1 pseudogene is annotated in these 240 nt (G+C 39.6%); it reads right to left on the reverse strand.

The window, feature by feature from the left end:
* Positions 1-240: pseudogene (locus CCAND38_RS11915) on the reverse strand (hypothetical protein); the annotation flags it as partial.

The raw sequence follows: 240 nt of genomic DNA on the forward strand, positions 1-240 counted from the left end.
TACAGAATCTCCATTGTCGTCATCATTGGCTTCTATCCTATTTTTTACTGTTATAGTTACAGTCGCCGAATCACAAACGTCCGTAAGTACTTTCGAACAAAGCTGATACGTAAAGGTATATATTCCACTTTTAGCGTTACTTACAAGAATATCACCCGTTGGACTTACCGTTATGCCTTCTGGAAGTGCTGATGTTGTCAGATCTACCTCTACAGGTATGCTTGGAATCGTTCCGTTATA

It is taken from the genome of Capnocytophaga canis (genome assembly GCF_000827555.1).
GTDB classification, from domain to species: domain Bacteria; phylum Bacteroidota; class Bacteroidia; order Flavobacteriales; family Flavobacteriaceae; genus Capnocytophaga; species Capnocytophaga canis.